Annotated in this window: 13 protein-coding genes; all 13 read left to right on the top strand. The window is 43.1% G+C overall.

The features are described from left to right. Positions 1–84: 84 nt before the first annotated feature. Complete coding sequence (locus tag ACYP5M_RS21790) at positions 85–2,007, top strand: stage V sporulation protein D (protein WP_230177554.1); 1,923 nt, start codon at positions 85–87, stop codon at positions 2,005–2,007. 159 nt (positions 2,008–2,166) lie between these two features. Further along, positions 2,167–3,639 (top strand): UDP-N-acetylmuramoyl-L-alanyl-D-glutamate--2,6-diaminopimelate ligase, encoded by a 1,473-nt coding sequence (locus tag ACYP5M_RS21785; RefSeq protein ID WP_434169040.1) that lies wholly within the window; start codon positions 2,167–2,169, stop codon positions 3,637–3,639. 88 nt (positions 3,640–3,727) lie between these two features. After that, positions 3,728–4,705, top strand: a complete 978-nt coding sequence (mraY, locus tag ACYP5M_RS21780) for a phospho-N-acetylmuramoyl-pentapeptide-transferase (protein ID WP_101224579.1) — start codon at positions 3,728–3,730, stop codon at positions 4,703–4,705. Further along, on the top strand, positions 4,706–6,058 hold the full coding sequence (murD, locus tag ACYP5M_RS21775; RefSeq protein WP_230177553.1) for a UDP-N-acetylmuramoyl-L-alanine--D-glutamate ligase: 1,353 nt from the start codon (positions 4,706–4,708) through the stop codon (positions 6,056–6,058). Positions 6,059–6,218: 160 nt separating this feature from the next. Beyond that, positions 6,219–7,319 carry a stage V sporulation protein E gene (spoVE, locus tag ACYP5M_RS21770; protein WP_098371083.1) on the top strand — a complete coding sequence of 367 codons (1,101 nt, stop codon included), beginning with the start codon at positions 6,219–6,221 and terminating at the stop codon, positions 7,317–7,319. Positions 7,320–7,674: 355 nt separating this feature from the next. Continuing rightward, positions 7,675–8,583 carry a UDP-N-acetylmuramate dehydrogenase gene (murB, locus tag ACYP5M_RS21765; RefSeq protein ID WP_260357038.1) on the top strand — a complete coding sequence of 303 codons (909 nt, stop codon included), beginning with the start codon at positions 7,675–7,677 and terminating at the stop codon, positions 8,581–8,583. A gap of 130 nt (positions 8,584–8,713) precedes the next feature. Further along, complete coding sequence (locus ACYP5M_RS21760; protein WP_434169042.1) at positions 8,714–9,496, top strand: cell division protein FtsQ/DivIB; 783 nt, start codon at positions 8,714–8,716, stop codon at positions 9,494–9,496. Further along, complete coding sequence (locus ACYP5M_RS21755; protein ID WP_459735511.1) at positions 9,483–10,175, top strand: DUF881 domain-containing protein; 693 nt, start codon at positions 9,483–9,485, stop codon at positions 10,173–10,175. The genes ACYP5M_RS21760 and ACYP5M_RS21755 overlap by 14 nt, the downstream gene beginning before the upstream one ends. Before the next feature lie 42 nt (positions 10,176–10,217). Continuing rightward, complete coding sequence (locus ACYP5M_RS21750) at positions 10,218–10,928, top strand: DUF881 domain-containing protein (protein WP_459735510.1); 711 nt, start codon at positions 10,218–10,220, stop codon at positions 10,926–10,928. Beyond that, positions 10,928–11,293 carry a small basic family protein gene (locus tag ACYP5M_RS21745; protein ID WP_137018793.1) on the top strand — a complete coding sequence of 122 codons (366 nt, stop codon included), beginning with the start codon at positions 10,928–10,930 and terminating at the stop codon, positions 11,291–11,293. Before ACYP5M_RS21750 ends, ACYP5M_RS21745 begins: the two co-directional genes overlap by 1 nt. Before the next feature lie 255 nt (positions 11,294–11,548). Then, entirely contained in the window at positions 11,549–12,847 is a 1,299-nt protein-coding gene (gene ftsA, locus ACYP5M_RS21740) for a cell division protein FtsA (protein WP_137018792.1), read from the top strand. Between the two features lie 44 nt (positions 12,848–12,891). Further along, a complete protein-coding gene (gene ftsZ, locus ACYP5M_RS21735; protein WP_230177549.1) occupies positions 12,892–14,052 on the top strand; it encodes a cell division protein FtsZ in 1,161 nt (386 codons plus the stop codon). 448 nt (positions 14,053–14,500) lie between these two features. Next, on the top strand, positions 14,501–15,427 hold the full coding sequence (gene spoIIGA, locus ACYP5M_RS21730) for a sigma-E processing peptidase SpoIIGA (RefSeq protein WP_101224587.1): 927 nt from the start codon (positions 14,501–14,503) through the stop codon (positions 15,425–15,427). Positions 15,428–15,449 lie beyond the last annotated feature (22 nt).

The raw sequence follows: 15,449 nt of genomic DNA, 5'->3' as shown, positions 1-15,449 counted from the left end.
CTCTTTATTTCTTTCAAGGTTTCTAGTCTAGCATCGATTAGACAAGCATATATTGAAGCATGTATGAAATGGAGGTGCCTGTTTTTGCGTGTTTCGAATGTTACTGTCCGAAAACGGCTGGCAATCGCATTGGCGATCGGTATCGTTGTTTTTTTTATCATTGATATCCGATTGGGAATTGTACAGTTTTATCTTGGGGATAAGTTGACGGGGCTGGCTAAAGATTCCTGGAGCAGGAATATTCCTTTTGAAGCCAAACGAGGAGAAATCCTCGATCGGAATGGTGTCGAGCTGGCAACGAATATATCTGCGCCAACGGTCTATGTCATCCCAAGGCAGATTGAGAATCCAGGGGAGACGGCGGAACAGCTTGCTTCAATATTGGATATGACAAAGGAAAAGGCTTATCAATGGTTAACGAAACAGGCGATGAGCGTCAGGATTCCGGAAGGCAGAAAGATATCTCATGAAAAGGCGAAGGAAATTAAAGCATTAGGGATAAAGGGTGTTTATATCGCTGAAGATTCAAAGCGGCATTACCCATTTGGTGAATACCTTTCGCATGTTCTTGGCTTTACGGGCTCCGATAATCAAGGGTTGATGGGTATTGAATTGTCTTATGATAAGGAACTAAGCGGGGAAAAAGGATTCGTTAAATTTTACTCGGATGCGAAAGGGAAAAGGCTTGAGAATATGGCCGATGACTATAAGCCTCCTGTTGATGGCGATAACCTGAAGCTAACAATCGATAGCAAAATCCAGACAATCGTGGAGAGGGAGCTCGATAATGCGGAGGCGACATATGATCCCGATGGGATAATTGCCATTGCAATGAACCCGAATACCGGGGAAATATTGGCAATGTCCAGCAGGCCGACCTTCGACCCAGCCAATTTCCAAAATGTACCTTCGGAAGTGTATAATCGTAATTTACCAGTTTGGAGTATATATGAACCAGGTTCGACTTTTAAGATCATCACGCTTGCTGCGGCGCTTGAGGAAGGGAAGGTCGACTTAGAAAAGGAACATTTTTATGATTCCGGTCATGTGGAAGTGTCAGGGTCTACACTGCACTGCTGGAAAAGCGGAGGACATGGTGACCAAACTTTTCTTGAAGTCGTCGAGAATTCATGTAACCCGGGGTTTGTTGAATTAGGGAACCGGCTTGGTAAAGACAAGCTGTTTAAATATATAAATGATTTCGGGTTTGGGCAAAAGACGGGGATAGATTTAACCGGAGAAGGAAAAGGAATCATGTTCAACATGGATCAAGTGGGTCCGGTTGAGCAGGCAACGACTGCGTTTGGACAAGGTGTAGCCGTAACGCCCATTCAGCAGGTGACAGCGGTATCGGCTGCTGTGAACGGCGGAACTTTGTATACACCTTATATCGCGAAGGAACTAGTGAACCCCAAAAATGGGGAAGTGCTGATGCGAAAGACCCCACAGGCGAAGAAAAAGGTGATTTCAGAAGCAACCTCTAAGAAAGTCCGTCAAGCACTTGAATCCGTTGTCGCCCAAGGTAGCGGTAAAGGAGCTTTCGTGGAGTCGTACCGGGTCGGCGGGAAAACGGGTACCGCCCAAAAAGCTGAAAATGGCCGATACCTTGAAAATAATTATATTCTCTCATTCATAGGTGTCGCTCCAGCGGATGATCCGCAAATCGTCGTTTATATAGCTGTGGATAATCCGAAAGGGACGGTACAATTCGGTGGGGTAGTAGCCGCACCGATCGTTGGGAACATCATGGAGGATTCACTTAGGGCCATGGGCGTCAAGCCAAGGAAAAACCAGATTGAGAAGGAAACGGTCTGGACGGATCCCGTAATGGTCGAGGTACCTGACGTTGTGGGTCTCAGCAAAAAAGAGTTGCAAACCCAGCTCATCGACCTTAAGCTGGATATTGCCGGAAATGGGGATAAAGTCATAAATCAAGCCCCGGATCCAGGCGTTAAAGTAAAACAAGGCTCTACAATAAGAATTTATCTTGGCGAAAATACAGAATAAGTATAATATAATATATGAATAGTTAAAGCGGCTGAAGAATCATCAGCCGCTTTGTTTACGGAGTCGGGATAACCCCGTATAATTGAAATTGGTTTTCTCGACAAGCCGAGGCTAATCACATATAATGAATCCTCAAATTAAGTTGAGAGGGATGGAAAAATGAAGCTTCACAAATTACTATCTTATTTACACTCCTTATTTCCGTATGAAGGAGAGAATCCTGAAATCACCTCCATTGAAAATGATAACCGTAAAGTCATAGACGGAAGTTTATTTGTTTGTATAAAAGGTTATACAGTCGATGGTCATGATTTTGCCCAACTTGCTGTAGAACATGGAGCTGCAGCAGTCATTGCCGAAAGGCCGCTTGACCTCGATGTTCCCGTGATCGTAGTCAGGGATTCGAGCAGGGCGATGGCGGTGCTTGCCGATGCATTTTATGGCCATCCGACTCAAAAGATGCGCTTGATCGGAATTACAGGTACGAATGGAAAGACGACGACCAGTCACTTATTGGAAAAGATTTTCGAGGATCGACAAGAAAAAACAGGCTTGATTGGCACGATGTATACAAAAATTGCCGATACGGTATATGAAACCAAGAATACGACGCCAGATAGCGTTACGCTGCAGAAGGCTTTTCATGAAATGACCGAAGCATCAGTTACCACGGCCATTATGGAAGTTTCATCTCATGCACTTGAGCTTGGACGCGTCCATGGCTGTGATTATGATATTGCCGTCTTTACGAATCTTACACAGGATCATTTGGATTTTCATAAGACCATGGACAGATACAGGCAAGCAAAATCCTTGTTTTTCTCACAGCTCGGCAATGCTTACATAGAAAATCGTCCTAAATATGCTGTGCTTAATGCTGATGATGAGGCAACAGCCGATTTCATTAAAGCGACTGCTGCGACAGTGGTAACATACGGCATAGACAAAGAAGCAGATATCAGGGCCACGGATATAAAAATTGATGCAAATGGCACATCTTTCACCTTGACAGCAGGTAAAGAAGAGCGTTACATTCAGCTGAAGCTAATTGGTAAATTCAGTGTTTATAATGTACTATCTGCCATCTCTGCCGCTCTGTGCGCCGGTAACGATCTGGATGAGACAATTAAATCCATCGAGGAAATAAAAGGTGTTGCAGGCCGTTTTGAGCTCATTACAGCGAATCAGGACTTCCCGGTCATTGTTGATTATGCTCATACTCCGGACAGCTTAGAAAATGTACTCAAAACTGTTGGTGAGTTTGCTAGAAAGAAAATCTTTGTGATAGTGGGCTGCGGCGGGGACCGAGACAAGACAAAGCGTCCCATCATGGCCGAAATTGCTTGCAGATTGGCGACTGACCCGATCTTCACTTCGGATAATCCGCGAAGTGAAGATGCTGCCCAGATCCTCCGGGATATGGAAGCTGGTGTAGCAGGCAAAGAATATACGGTTATCGAAGACCGCAGGCAGGCGATAGCTTACGCTGTTTCCAAGGCGGAAGAGGGCGACGTTATATTAATAGCTGGAAAGGGTCATGAAACATATCAATTGGTCGGTGACGAAGTGCTTCACTTCGATGACCGTGAAGAAGCGGAAAAGGCGATTCAAAGTCGTTTAGGTTCAGTTTGAACCGGCGCTAGATTGCCCTGGAGCAAATAAGAAAAGACATCAAGCAGAATTTTATATTTGAATTGTGTTAGGAATGAGGGAGTAAGGAATGTTGGAACAAGTGATTTTTTATACGATTTTGGTGGCGTTTTTAGTAACCGTTCTTCTTTCGCCGATTTTCATCCCGTTTTTAAGAAGATTGAAATTCGGGCAAAGTATCAGGGAAGAAGGCCCACAATCGCATCTGAAGAAAACGGGAACACCCACCATGGGCGGTCTGGTCATATTATTATCTGTTACCATCGCTACACTGATCATGACTTTGAAATTCTCGGCACCATCAACCGAAACGTATTTATTACTATTCGTTACTTTAGGTTTTGGTTTATTAGGTTTCCTGGATGATTTCATCAAAGTGGTCATGAAGCGAAACCTGGGACTGACCTCCAAGCAAAAACTGCTTGGACAAATTGTGATTTCGGTCATCTTTTACTTCGTCTTTAAGCAGACAGACCGTTTTAATCCTGAATTGACGATTCCAGGCACTGACTTTGCTTTTGATTTTGGCTGGTTTTATCTGTTTATCGTTATTTTCTGGCTTGTAGGTTTTTCGAATGCCGTCAATTTGACGGATGGGCTTGATGGACTTGTCTCAGGAACATCAGCCATTGCCTTTGGTGCTTTTGCCATTTTGGCCTGGAGTCAGTCACAATATGATGTCGCTATTTTTTCGGTGGCGGTTGTCGGTGCAGTACTTGGATTCTTGGTATTCAATGCACACCCAGCAAAGGTTTTCATGGGGGATACGGGTTCCTTGGCCCTTGGAGGAGCGATCGCAACCATCGCTTTGTTAACGAAGCTTGAAATCCTCCTGGTAATCATTGGCGGAGTCTTCGTCATAGAGACGCTCTCGGTCATCCTGCAGGTAGGATCTTTTAAAACGACTGGTAAACGTATTTTTAAAATGAGTCCGCTTCACCACCATTATGAGCTTTCCGGCTGGTCGGAATGGCGCGTCGTCGTGACTTTCTGGACAGTGGGGCTGCTGTGTGCGGTACTCGGAATCTATTTAGAGGTGTGGATATAATTGAAAGAGACTGCAAAGTATTCAGAGAAAAAGATATTAGTATTGGGTTTGGCAAAAAGCGGAGTGATGGCAGCTTCGCTTCTACATAAATTAGGTGCATTCGTGACAGTCAATGACATGAAGCCATTATCGGAAAATCCTGAGGCTCAAGGACTTCTTGAACAGGGAATCAAAGTCATCTGCGGCAGTCATCCGATCGAGCTCCTTGATGAAGGTTTCGAGCTGATCGTGAAAAACCCGGGAATCCCTTATCGGAACCCTATTATAAAAGGGGCATTGGAAAAAGGGATTCCAGTTATAACGGAAGTTGAACTGGCCTATCAGATAAGTGAGGCACCTTTCATAGGAATCACAGGTACAAATGGGAAAACGACCACGACAACATTGATATACGAAATGTTGAAAACCGGTGAAAAATCCCCGCTGATTGCCGGTAATATCGGGACAGTTGCTTCTGGTGTTGCCCAAAAAGCAAAACCCGATGACTCGATCGTCATTGAATTATCGTCGTTTCAGTTAATGGGAATAGACGAATTTCGTCCTGAAATCTCAATCGTGACAAATTTGTATGATGCACATTTGGATTATCACAGTTCCAAACAGGAATATGTCGAAGCAAAAGCTGCCATTACAAAAAATCAAATAGCCTCAGATTTCATGATTTATAATGCAGATCAAGATCTTGTTTTATCCATGGCGAAAAAGACCAAGGCTGAACTTGTTCCTTTTTCAGCTGAAGTGAAACATGAAAATGGAGCCTATGTGGAAAATGGCGCCGCCTGTTTCCGAGGAGAAAAAATCATTGAAGTTTCAGAGATAGCCCTTCCCGGAAAGCATAATTTGGAAAATGTGCTCGCGGCCATCTCGGCGGCAAAACTGAAGGGTGTAGCTAACGAAGCCATTCAGACTGTACTGAAAACATTTTATGGTGTGGAGCACCGTCTGCAGTTTGTCGCAACGATAGATAACCGTAAATTTTATAATGATTCGAAAGCGACGAACATTCTTGCAGCTTCCAAAGCATTAACATCCTTTACGGAACCTGTCATCTTATTGGCAGGCGGTTTGGATCGCGGAAATGAATTCGATGAGTTGAAACCGGCGATGAAAAATGTCAAAGCCGTGATAACTTTTGGTGAAACTGCAGAAAAAATTGAACGGATAGCAAAAGAAATAGGAATAGCGAATATAAAACGTGTCGATAATGTAGAAAAGGCCGTGCCGGCTGCATTTGAATTATCAAATGAAGGCGACTGCATTCTTCTCTCCCCGGCTTGTGCAAGCTGGGATCAATATAAAACTTTTGAGCAAAGAGGAGACATGTTTATGGAGGCCGTGCATAAACTTAAGTAAGAGCTTACGCAAAAGAGAAGTGAACCTACTTCTACGTTGACACCTTGGAAAAAAGCGATAATGAGCCGTTATCGCTTTTTTTTTGACTAAAGTGCTGACAAGCAATCAGCAAAGATGTTTATATTCGCAGGCTCGAAAAACTTCCTAGAGGTGGATGTCCGTGCCATTAAAAAAATCGAATCCTGATCTCATTCTCATTATCGTCACCTTAAGTCTTTTGACTGTTGGATTAATCATGGTTTACAGCGCGAGTGCCATATGGGCAACATATAAATTTGATGATTCGTTTTATTTTGCTAAAAGACAGTTGCTGTTTGCGTGCGTTGGTGTCATAGCCATGTTTTTCATCATGAATGTGGATTACTGGACGTGGCGGACATGGGCCAAGATTCTTATCATCATTTGTTTCATTATGTTACTGGCTGTACTTGTACCGGGTATAGGGATGGCGAGAAATGGTTCGAGGAGCTGGATTGGTGTAGGTGCCTTTTCGGTCCAGCCTTCTGAGTTCATGAAGCTGGCAATGATCGCTTTTTTAGCTAAGTTTTTATCAGAACGGCAAAAGCTGATCACCTCCTTTAAAAAAGGGATGCTTCCATCCTTGGGTTTAGTGTTTTTGGCATTTGGTTTGATCATGTTACAGCCGGACCTTGGAACGGGAACGGTAATGGTTGGAACGTGCATCGTCATGATTTTTATTTCCGGGGCAAAGATCAGTCACTTTGTCGGGTTGGGGCTAATCGGGGTAGCAGGTTTTATCGGTTTGATTTTGTCGGCGCCCTACCGGATAAAGAGGATCACGTCTTTCCTGGATCCTTGGGAAGACCCTTTAGGCAGCGGGTTTCAAATGATTCAATCGTTTTATGCAATCGGGCCCGGTGGATTGTTCGGCCTGGGACTCGGGCAAAGTCGCCAAAAGTTTTTCTATTTACCAGAACCGCAGACTGATTTCATTTTTGCCATCCTTTCAGAGGAACTTGGCTTCATCGGGGGCTCTCTTGTCATTTTATTATTTGCGCTCATGCTTTGGCGGGGAATTCGGATCGCACTTGGTGCCCCTGATTTATATGGGAGCCTTGTAGCGGTGGGAATCATTGCGATGGTCGCCATACAAGTGATGATTAATATAGGGGTGGTAACGGGACTGATGCCAGTTACGGGGATCACCTTGCCCCTCTTAAGCTATGGCGGTTCATCACTGACGCTCATGTTGATGGCGATTGGGGTGCTCCTGAATATTAGCCGTTATTCAAGGTTCTGAAATAAGAAAAATATATGGTTGAGCAAAAGGGAAGTCCTGTTAAACGCAGGGCTTCCCTTTTTTTACATTGAAAACCCTTGCCGGAAAACGATTTTGGAGGGAGCCTTGCCGAAATTTAGAAATAAATGAAATGTCGCTTAAATATTACCATGTATGAATGTTGAGGAATCCACAATAAATATTGGCAATACGGCTTTGTTTAGACTATAGTATAAGAGGGTTAGGCCGTACTGGGGCTTGCTTCTGTTCATTTTTCTGCTAAAAGGCGTTATTAATCTTGTAATATAAGGGACCTCATGGAAGAGGAAATGAAAATTTATAACTTGGAATTTTTGGAACAACAAGGAGGTTTATCATGGATAATGTGATAAAGCAATTAACTGAAATGAAAATCGGCAAAGTTCTTGAACAGGAACCGCTTGCGAATCATACAACTATGAAAATTGGGGGGCCGGCTGATTTATTCATCGTGCCGTCATCCATTGAAAATATAGAAAAAACGATGCAGGTCATTAAAGATCATGGGATGCCATGGAGGGTAATCGGCAGGGGCTCGAACCTACTTGTCAGTGATGGCGGAATTGAAGGTGCCGTTCTTAAATTGGGTAAAGGACTTGATCATCTCGAGATAAATGGGACGGAGATAAAAGCAGGAGCTGGGGTATCACTTGTCAGCCTGTCCGTGCAAATCAGTAAAAAAGGGTATGCAGGATTGGAATTTGCCAGTGGAATTCCTGGTTCCGTCGGCGGAGCAGTCTATATGAACGCTGGTGCACACGGTTCCGATATGAGTGAAATTCTCAAGGAGGCACATGTTCTTTTCGAAGATGGAACTTTAGCATGGCTTTCGAAGGAAGAAATGGAGTTTTCTTATCGAACTTCTCTGCTTCAGAAGAAAAGACCGGGTATCGTACTGGAAGCAATATTTCAATTGACAGAGGGCGATAAAACCGAAATCGTGGAAAGAATGCAGAATAACAAGAATTACCGTAAAGATACCCAGCCGTATAATCTTCCATGTGCCGGGAGCATATTTAGGAATCCACTTCCACATCATGCAGGTAAATTGGTCGAGAATGCAGGCCTGAAGGGACATTCTATTGGAGGAGCTCAGATTTCACCAATGCACGGGAACTTTATCGTTAACACAGGTAATGGAAGTGCAGCTGATGTTCAAGCCTTGATACAGCATGTGAAGGATACTGTGTATGATAAATTTGAAATTGAAATGGAAACAGAAGTGGAAATTATCGGCAGAAAATAATGGATTCATTATATCCAAATATTGTGATATAATGTGTTACCTTTTAAAGTTTGTAAATAGCCAAATATTGAGTTTGTCTTGATTTCACACTTTCAAGAACCATCCATTTTTTCAGGAAGAGGTGAAGGGGATGGAAAAGGGGAAAATCGTTTCCATTGAGGACCGCATCCCGAAATTAAAACAATTAAGAAAAAGCAAAGCAAACAGGCGGCTTGTTCTTTTGCTTTCCCTTTTCTTCATTCTGGTTGCTTGTGTGCTATATTTCTTATCCCCGTTGAGCTATGTGAAATCCGTGCAGGTAGAGGGGAATCGTTATATTACTTCCAAACAGATCATTAAATTGAGTAAGGTGAAGAAGGATCGAAGCATCTGGAAGGTTGATACAGGGGCAACAGCAGCCAATATCAAAAAAAATCAAGAAATAAAAAGCGTTAAGGTGACTCCGGTATTTCCCAATTCCATTAAAATCACGGTTTCGGAACATAACAGGATGGCATATCTGTCCAATAATGGGAAGTTTGCACCCATTTTGGAAAACGGGTCCGTTTTAGAGGAGCTAGCAACAGGCGAAATTCCAGTATTTGCCCCTGTTTTAATTGGTTTCAAAGAGGGTAAAGCATTAAAGTTGCTTTTAGAAGAGCTGGACAAGCTTCCTGTCGAGATTCAGAATGCCATTTCAGAAATTCATTATTCTCCAACCAAAACCGATGACTATCATATCGTCATGTATATGAACGATGGGTTTGAAGTAAGTGCGACAAGCCGTACTTTATACGAGAAAATGATTCACTATCCATCGATAGTCAGCCAGTTGGATCCAGAGGTAAAGGGAGTCATCGATCTGGAAGTGGGTTCTTATTTTAAAGCATATGAAGACGCTGAACAAAAGGAAGACACCAATGAGGAAAATTAATGGCAAACGGGTGGTTTTGCCCCTGGTTTGCATGGTTCTCGGATTCATGATTGCCTTCTCTTACAATCTGACCAAAGAAGGTGAAGGTGTAGGGAAGGACAAAGACTGGGACCAGGAATATGAGCTCAGGCAGCAGCTGATCGAACAAGAGAAGCAGAACCGCGAACTTCAGAAGGAACTCCTCCAGAAGCAAGAAAATGTATCCCAAATAGAAAAAGACCTAGCTCAGGAAAAGCAGCTTTTTTTCAATTTGGCAAAGGAAACGGAAAAATACCGGATGTTTCTCGGAAAAGTGAAGGTGAAAGGATCAGGCCTTCAGGTGACGCTTGAAGATGGTACAGATATGGAGTCGGAAGCCAATGTTAATAACTACCTCGTTCATGAACAGCATGTCTTCAAGGTCGTCAATGAACTATACATATCAGGTGCAGAGGCAGTTGCGATTAACGGTCAAAGGTTAAATCATGATTCATACATAATCTGTAATGGGCCAGTGATTACAATCGATGGCCATCAGCATCCTGCTCCCTTCATCATATCTGCGATAGGGGACCCGGATGTCCTGGCTGCTTCACTAGACCTGCCCGGTGGCATCAAGGAACAGCTGGTTAATGACAATATTATCTTTACAGTCGAAAAGCAAAAGAATATCATTTTTGATCCAATTATTGGAGGGTGATCAGACCGCCGGATTCGATGAAAGATTGGTGAGAAACTGGAAATGAATAAAAAGCTTTCTTTTAGTTTGGTTACATTGATTGCCGGCTTCATGCTCGCTATTCAATTCAATTTGGTGAATCAGCCTGTCATATCCGATACAAGGGATATGTGGGAGCTGAAAAATGATTTATTGAAAGAACAGCAGACCCAGGCGGAGTTAATAGAGGGTATCAGTGAGCTTGAGGGAAAAATAGCATCCTATGAAACAAAGAAAAATGAGAGTAAAGAAGAAGTATTGCGTGACACCCTGATCGAATTAAAGACTGACGCAGGTTTGAAGGAAATAAAAGGTAAAGGGGTCATCATTTCCATACAGCCTATCAAAGAGGATATCCTTCTTGGTGAGAAGGTCGAGTATATTTCACCTGTATTGATCATTCGGCTCATTAATGAAATGTATAGGTATGGCGCTGACGAAATTTCCATTTCAGGACAAAGGTATATATCAACATCGGTTATTCGTGATATTAATGGGCAGCCGAAAATGGACGGATATCCTCTTGTTCATTACCCGGTCGAACTGCAGGCAATAACCGTTAATCCAATGAAACTGAAGCAGCGCATAGAAGGTTCCGAACTTATGGATGATTTCTTTATAGATAATTTTGAAGTGCAGATTAAGGTGCCTACCGGTGGTTTGACATTGCCGGCCTACCAAAATGATATTGATGTAAAACACATGGAACCCATTATGGATGGGGGGGAATCGTAATGTGGCTTCCGGTTTTCGGACTATTGATTGGGATCACGCTTGGTTTTTTGGTGGATTTTGATATTCCCCATGAATATTCAAATTATCTCTCCATAGCCGTGCTTGCTGCTTTTGATACCTTATTTGGGGGAATACGGGCTCATTTGCAAAATCTTTATGATGAAGTAGTATTTGTAACGGGATTCTTCTTTAATATTGTTTTAGCCGCAGGTTTGGCTTTTCTAGGTGTACATCTTGGTGTAGACTTATATTTAGCCGCAATCTTTGTGTTCGGCGTAAGGTTGTTTCAAAATATTGCCCTGATTAGAAGGATCCTGATTGAAAAATGGTCCATTTCCCGGAAAAAGCAGAAAAAAAATCGATAATTTTAAAGGGAATTAAGTTATAAATGACGAATAGTTTATGGCAGTATCTAGTTTTTTTAGTAAATCAGTCTCGTAGAGAAGCGAACAATATGCACCATAAAGTACGAGTTTTGTTCGGGAAATACAAAATGAAACGCTTATCTATGTAATTCGTCAGTTGTTGTAATCAGTTCTGTTATTCTATAATGTATAAGTCTTCGATATAAAAATGTTATTCTACTAATACATGTATAAAACTGAAGGAGGTGCCATGGAATGAACAGCAACGAAATATACGTAAGTCTTGACATCGGTACATCCAGTGTAAAAGTTATCATTGGGGAAATGGTCAATGACACATTAAATATAATCGGCGTGGGAAATGTTAAATCAGAGGGGCTCAAAAAGGGTTCGATCGTCGGCATAGATGAAACCGTCCAATCCATTCAAAAGGCTATAGAGCAAGCAGAACGGATGATAGGGATGGAGATAAAAAAGGTAATCGTCGGCATAAGCGGAAATCATGTGACGCTTCAGCCGTGTCATGGGGTAGTAGCGGTATCCAGTGACAATAAAGAGATTACCGAGCATGACGTTTTCCGTGTCAGGGAAGCCGCGGAGTTAATAACGATACCATCCGACAGGGAAATCATCGACGTGGTGCCGATCCATTACAAAGTTGATGAACTTGATGAAATCAGTGATCCAAGGGGCATGATAGGTGTCCGGTTGGAAATGAGAGGGATATTAATCACAGGTCTTCGGACAATTTTACATAATACGCTGCGCTGTGTGGAAAGGGCAGGGTTAGAAATAACCGATATCGCCCTTCAGCCTTTAGCCGCAGGTTCCCTTGTATTATCCAAGGATGAAAAAGAACTTGGTGTGGCACTTGTCGATATTGGCGGAGGTTCCACGACTCTGGCAATTTTCGAACAAGGCTATTTACAATATACGTCTGTGATACCTATAGGCGGGGAAACACTTACGAAGGATCTTTCCATCGTTCTAAGGACGACGATGGAAGAAGCTGAGAAAATAAAAGTGAAGCATGGACATGCCTTTTATGATGACGCGTCTGAAGATGAAGTATTCCAAATACCGATCATCGGCAGCGATCAGCAGCAGACCTGTAACCAGTTAATGCTTTCGGATATCATTGAAGCGCGGGTGACCGAAATATTCGAGTTGATTCAAGATGATTTGAGGAGACTTGGCTTCCAGGATATACCGGGTGGTTTCGTGTTGACCGGGGGCGTCGTCAAGATGCCGGGAGTCCTGGAGCTTGCTCAATATGTGTTCCAAAACCGCGTAAGGACAGCTGAACCGAATTACATCGGTGTCAGGGAACCTCAATACACGACAGCTGTTGGTTTGATTAAACACGCATGCAAGAAAGAGAGAATGCAAAAAAACACCGCTAATAAAACTCCTGTAGCAGCTGGACAAGCACAAGAAGATAACGACCAGCGCAGCCAGAAGGTTTCTCAGAAAAACAAAGAGAACACGGCTAAAAAACAAGGTGAAAAAGGTGAATCTAAATTCAAAAAAATCCTAGGTTACTTTTTTGAATAACAATCATTAAGAATCGGGAATTTCGTCAAAATAGGAGGATTGTCATGTTGGAGTTTGATTCTAATCTAGAACAATTAGCAACGATAAAAGTAATAGGTGTTGGCGGCGGCGGAAACAATGCGGTAAACAGAATGATCGAGCATGGAGTACAGGGTGTTGAGTTTATTTCTGTCAATACTGATGCACAGGCTCTTAATCTATCAAAAGCAGAAATCAAAATGCAAATCGGTGGAAAGCTTACACGCGGTTTGGGTGCAGGTGCCAATCCCGAGGTAGGAAAAAAAGCTGCAGAAGAAAGCAAAGAGCAGATCGAAGAAGCGCTTAAAGGTGCCGATATGGTATTCGTAACGGCTGGAATGGGCGGCGGTACGGGAACGGGGGCTGCTCCTGTCATAGCGGGCATTGCTAAAGATCTAGGAGCACTTACAGTGGGCGTAGTTACGCGTCCATTTACCTTCGAAGGCCGAAAACGTGCAACACAGGCACAAGGCGGCATTTCATCCATGAAGGAATCGGTTGACACACTGATCGTTATTCCAAACGACCGCCTCCTTGAAATCGTCGATAAAAGCACGCCAATGCTTGAAGCATTCCGTGAAGCAGATAATGTGCTTCGTCAAGGTGTACAAGGGATTTCAGATCTAATTGCTGTTCCAGGTCTAATTAACTTGGACTTTGCCGATGTGAAGACCATCATGTCCAACAAAGGTTCCGCACTTATGGGAATCGGGATCTCCTCAGGGGAAAACCGTGCGGCGGAAGCGGCGAAAAAAGCCATTTCCAGTCCGTTGCTTGAAACATCCATTGATGGTGCCCAAGGCGTACTGATGAATATTACCGGTGGTACGAACCTAAGTCTATTTGAAGTCCAGGAAGCGGCCGATATCGTGGCTACTGCATCCGATCAAGACGTAAACATGATCTTTGGTTCGGTTATCAATGAAAACTTAAAAGATGAAATCGTCGTTACGGTAATTGCAACAGGCTTTAACGAGGTTGAAGCTTCAATACGGCCTACTGGACGTCCAACACTCGGACAACAGCAGCAATCAAGACCTCAGACACAACAACAAACGCCACAGCAAAACGTGAAGCGGGAAGTGAAAAGGGAAGAAGTCAATGAACAGCCTGCACGTAATGCAAATCAAGGTGATGAGGCCTTGGATATTCCAACATTCCTCCGTAACCGTAATAGACGCCGTTAATATCGACGTCACATGCCGTCCCCATTTGGGGACGGTTTTTTGTCGTTTAAATGAATTCCTTAAAAGCAGTAGTGTCCAATCATAATGGGGGCATTCTTCAGCTTTATCACTCTGACCGAAGTGCAGGGCGCAATCTGCATAATAGTATCTTTGTTCTTGCCTGCATGTCACTCAGCGGTATCTGACGGATCGCCTTGGCAGAAGGAATCCAAAAAGATGAGAGCAATAAATTATTAAACTTTTATAACATAAATCGACAGAAGTAAAAGGGAGCAGGATAGTCTCCATGACTGTAATGAAAATATCAATAGCTGTTTTTCTACAAAAAGGGTAAAAATGACTGAAAAACTCTTAAGTTTTCAGTACAAAAAGTGACACACTTTCTAAGGGCAGGTACGCTATACTTTTTGCTAGTGGAAGGTTAGTTCATAAAAGGAGGGGAGGGTTTTTGACTTTATATTTAGATGTGATCTGGTTGTTGAATTGGTTATTTGACTGCCTCCTTTTATATTGGACCGCAATTATTCTCAAACGAAGGGTAGCTCTTTGGCGGGTATGCATCGGCGGGCTGATTGGTTCCTTCATTATCGTATTGGCATTCACTCCTTTTTATGCAATTGCCGACCGAGTGTATATGAAGATTTTAGTATCCCTGGTCATGGTGCTGGCAACCTTTGGGTTTAATAGGTTAAAACTTTTCATGAAATCGGTGGCCACTTTATATTTCGTGACGTTTTTATCGGGAGGAATCCTTCTGGGACTACATTACCTATTTGAATTCCAAATCGTGTCAAAGGACCCTGGTCAATATGCAGGAATCAACCGTTTTGGGGATCCTGTCAGCTGGATATTCGTAATGATCGGGTTCCCGCTCGCATGGCAATTTTCCAAGCGAACACTTGAAGGAATGGAGATGACAAAACTTACACATGAACAAATGGTTTCGGTCTCGGTTAAAATTTCTGACTTCGAAGGAAAATTTCATGGATTGGTGGATAGCGGCAATCAACTATATGACCCGATTACACGTTCCCCAGTAATGATCATCTCTCTTTCTGGCGGGGAAGCAGGAATTCCGGACGATATGCTGGAGCTTTTTAAAAACCCTGATAACCTGATTAGTCAGGAAGAGCAGCCCGAATATTCATGGACAGGAAGAATGCGTGTCATCCCTTATAAAGTCGTGGGTCATGAACATCAGCTGTTAACCGCAATCAAACCGGATTACATCAAAATCGTTCAAGGAGAAAAGGAATTTCACGTCAAGCAGGGTCTCGTTTCGTTTACCTTTCAGCAACTCTCTCCAGACAATAGCTATCAATCTATCGTTCACCCGAAAATGTTAACCGGGATACCGGTGCAAAATGCCTCCTGAACCATCGATTCACTCTTAAATT

The sequence above is a fragment of the Peribacillus sp. N1 genome, from assembly GCF_054600815.1.
Note: the sequence above shows the minus strand (reverse complement) of the source record. Positions and strands in the feature narration are given on the sequence as shown.